This window comes from uncultured Gimesia sp. (genome assembly GCF_937910335.1).
Lineage (GTDB): Bacteria > Planctomycetota > Planctomycetia > Planctomycetales > Planctomycetaceae > Gimesia.
Map to the genome: position 1 here is coordinate 1 of NZ_CALEMX010000467.1, position 3457 is coordinate 3457.

Annotated in this window: 3 protein-coding genes; 1 reads left to right on the forward strand and 2 read right to left on the reverse strand. The window is 45.7% G+C overall.

The window, feature by feature from the left end:
• Window positions 1-43: 43 nt before the first annotated feature.
• Window positions 44-1003 (reverse strand): hypothetical protein, encoded by a 960-nt coding sequence (locus Q0668_RS18570; protein WP_298867361.1) that lies wholly within the window; start codon window positions 1001-1003, stop codon window positions 44-46.
• A 595-nt stretch (window positions 1004-1598) separates the two neighbouring features.
• On the opposite strand from Q0668_RS18570, the gene Q0668_RS18575 reads away from it, so the two are divergent.
• Window positions 1599-2042 (forward strand): hypothetical protein, encoded by a 444-nt coding sequence (locus tag Q0668_RS18575; protein ID WP_298867363.1) that lies wholly within the window; start codon window positions 1599-1601, stop codon window positions 2040-2042.
• Between the two features lie 117 nt (window positions 2043-2159).
• On the opposite strand, the gene Q0668_RS18580 is transcribed toward Q0668_RS18575, so the two are convergent.
• The gene (locus Q0668_RS18580; protein ID WP_298867365.1) at window positions 2160-3176 is read right to left on the reverse strand and encodes a tetratricopeptide repeat protein; all 1017 of its coding nucleotides are present in this window, start codon (window positions 3174-3176) and stop codon (window positions 2160-2162) included.
• Between the last annotated feature and the right edge of the window lie 281 nt (window positions 3177-3457).

A 3457-nucleotide genomic window follows, 5' to 3' on the forward strand; every position in this document is an offset into this window, starting at 1 on the left:
CAAACCACTCTCTGAAATCTTAATTAATCTGAAAAATTGATTCTTAGAGGCTGCCATTACTATTATAAGGGTTGGGGGGGATGAACACACCCTGACTCACAACCGTCGGCAGATCTACAGTAAACGTTGTTAGACCAGGGTCTGCTGCAACAAACAATTGAGGCCCGCCATCATCGCCTACTTCAGAACCATTGAGGGCGATCATATACACGCCGTTGTCTGCAATATCCCAGTTACCACCGGGAGGCGTGATGGTATACGTCGCTGTTTTAGGGGTACCGTCTACTCCCGAAACTTCAACGGCACTGGCCACCATTAACGCACCACCGGGTCCGGTAACGGTCACGTCATTGACGTCAATCGTTGAGACATCAATGGCGGAATCATCACTGTACTCCACCGTAAAGGAATAGGATGTGTCACCTATTTCCCCTGCACCGACATTTGGTGCTGTAGTGCCAGTGATAGTCGGTGCTGTATTCGGTGGGGCAGCAAGATTTACGTTAAAACCACCGAAGGTTGATTCGACATTGAACTGATTAATAGCGTTTCGAAGATTATTGGCTAACAAAGTCACTGAATAGGAACCATTATCTGAATGATCCCAAGAACCGCCGGGAGGGATTACAGTATAACGTGTTGTTACAGAGGGGCCTCCAGAAGGAGAAATGGGAGTGGCTATCACGACATTCAGAGCCCCACCAGGCCCCGTCACAGTCAAAGCATTCGGGTTAGCGAAACCATCAACTATCGGGATATTCAGGTCGTCCTGATAACTGACATCGATCGTGAATGAATTCGCACCATTGACCACTGTAGGTAAGATAAAGCTGGCTATTTGAGGTGTCAGTAGCGTGCGGTCTTCGAGCGTTTCTGTCGTGGAGATCTGATTATCGACAGCCGCGTTCCAGCGACGGCGAATGTCGCGGCGGTCGCGGGATCGAAACAGGGGGCGTCTTTTGATGTGTGATGTAAGAGTACCAAGCCAGTTTGTTAGCAGCATCCTGTCAACTCCTCAGTTAGTATGGTCTATCAGTAAGTGAGTTTTATCAGTGGATATCACACTGTCAGTTTCAGTAAAAATCGTGACCGAACCTCTCAAATAAGGTCGAAAACCCTCCCTTTTTTTAATTCGATCAACGCACAAATCTGTTGACTCCCAGACACGCACAGACGGCAAATGCAATCTGCGCAAGGCGCCTAACTTCAATTAACCTAACCATCAATATCCAAAATTTCATAATATTACCACAAATAAAGCACCTGTTCTTCCAGTTTTAACATAATCACCACGACGTTGTTTTTTTGACATACTCTCGTATACCACCAACTTTAGGATGATCTGAGACACAAATTGGCCATCTTTATCCTATTTTCACGCTACAATCCCCACCTTAAAGAAAGATCAGCCCACATTTAGCCTGTATACTGTGCAAATAACGAAAAAGTTCCATATCACGCAGACTATTATTCTTTACTTTCATCCACCTCTCTGACCACAATAAACGAGGGAGTAGCGTGCGGCATGCAAAATCGGCCTGCGCCAGGCTTCCGCGATCTGGCATTAGCGATCTGGCATTAGAGGTAAGAGGAATCAAATGCAGTTGAAGCACTCGATAACGGGGATATTGCTGGCAGTGGTCTGCCTGTCGACTTCGTGTACACAGTCCGATGAAGAGAATCTGTTGGGACGCTGGCAAACGACATCAGGGCCGAACATGATCTTTAAGAAAGATGGGACCGTCTACAGTATCAATCGGGGACCTCGCCGGAAGGGTCGTTACTATCTCAACACGGAAACAACGCCCAATACCTTGATCTTGGATATGCGGAAGTCAACCATCAATGCCGTGCTGTATTTCGATTATGCTCCATTTTCCGCTAAACACATTGAGCTGACTCCTACGTTTGTCCAGCGGGTCGGGGAAAAGAAAAAAGAGTCCGATACCAAGCGAAAAATGCTCTTTAAAAAAATCAACCCGAATGACCCGACGATGGGCGAAAAACGCTTCGCAGTCAAGACGACTCCCGGCGCAACATAATCCGAATTACAAAGACATAACAATTCAAGGCAAGGCAATCCATCAACGAAAAAAGGGCAGAAGTGTCGTAACACTTCTGCCCCTGATGTTTTTAATGTCTGTCTTTAACCGTTGTGATTACTCGGCACTTCGAACGGTGGTCACAGATTGAATACTTTCGACGGTTTCAAAGAATTCGTTACTCTCCGAGGGAAGATAATCATCATTGCTGACGTTGAGCGGAGGTTCAAATCCTTGAATCGACAGTTCTTCCACAGCAGAAATCTGAGCGACCGGCTGTTTGCTGGCGATGATCATTTCAGGATTGATCACTTCCGTATCAGCTTCCGCGTCTGTAATGATCTGAAACTGTGGTTCTTCTGTAACCTGAGCTTCTACGGTAGCAACAGTGGGTTCTGTCACAAAAGATTCAGCAGGAGCCGGGTTTTGTGCCATTTGCAATTCTGCCTGTTGCGCATTTCGTAAGCCCTGCTCTTGCTGCAATTCTGAAATCTGCACAATGGCTTCACTAATTGAATCCAGTTCAGGATTGATTTCCAGAGCCCGGTTATAATGCTTGGCAGCATCGTCTAACATGCCTCTTTGCAGGCAGATATAGCCGATATTGGCGTGGGCTTCTTCAGCACTCATTACCGAACGGGCAATCTGATAGGCTTCGTCGATCCGACCCTGATGGCCTAAGACGAGACTCAAATTATTGAAGGAGCGTTTAGAACTGGGATCGCGTTTGATAGATTCATCCAAAGCGATTTCTGCAGCAGGCAGATCATTCTGAAGATAAAGGGCATACCCCAGGTCTGTCAGATATTTGGCGTTATCGGGCTGAATTTTAACTGCTTCCATTAAATAATGGGTCGCAGCATCATGTTTCCCCATTTTGGAGTTCACAATTCCCATGCGATGCAAGACGACCGCATTTTTAGGATTCCGCTGCAACATAACCCGATAGGTTTGTTGAGCGCTGGTAAACTGTCCTTTGTTCTCAGCCGTTCGAGCTAGAATCATTTGTGGTGATTCTTTCGCTGGCAGATTTAAGTTGCTTCCCACCATATTCTGGGTATGAGAACAACCTGCCGAAAAAAGCGGGGCCAATCCGGCAATGATGACCAAAGACCATGTTGTTGAGTTTCGCATTCCATTACCTCACAAAACAAAATTGTGATATTTCACTATCCATTGTGAGAAACACTCAGACCATCCTGGGCAGAAACAAGAAATCGTAATTCGTTCTTATTTGACCTGAAAGTGACTCGAATATGATTTTTAAATTTTAATAGGTGCCACCATTCGGAAGTTTTTCCAAATACAAAAACATCAATTGAGGGAGGCACTTACTCTCAAGTATCGACTTTCATTCACAGGAAGATGAAAAAACTCAGAGAATCGCTACAGTCTTCTTGAATTCCTATCTGAGT

Excerpts from the sequence above, each read along its gene's own strand:
- Q0668_RS18570 (WP_298867361.1), bottom strand. The coding sequence starts at position 1,003 with ATGCTGCTAACAAACTGGCTTGGTACTCTTACATCACACATCAAAAGA.
- Q0668_RS18575 (WP_298867363.1), top strand. The coding sequence starts at position 1,599 with ATGCAGTTGAAGCACTCGATAACGGGGATATTGCTGGCAGTGGTCTGC.
- Q0668_RS18580 (WP_298867365.1), bottom strand. The coding sequence starts at position 3,176 with ATGCGAAACTCAACAACATGGTCTTTGGTCATCATTGCCGGATTGGCC.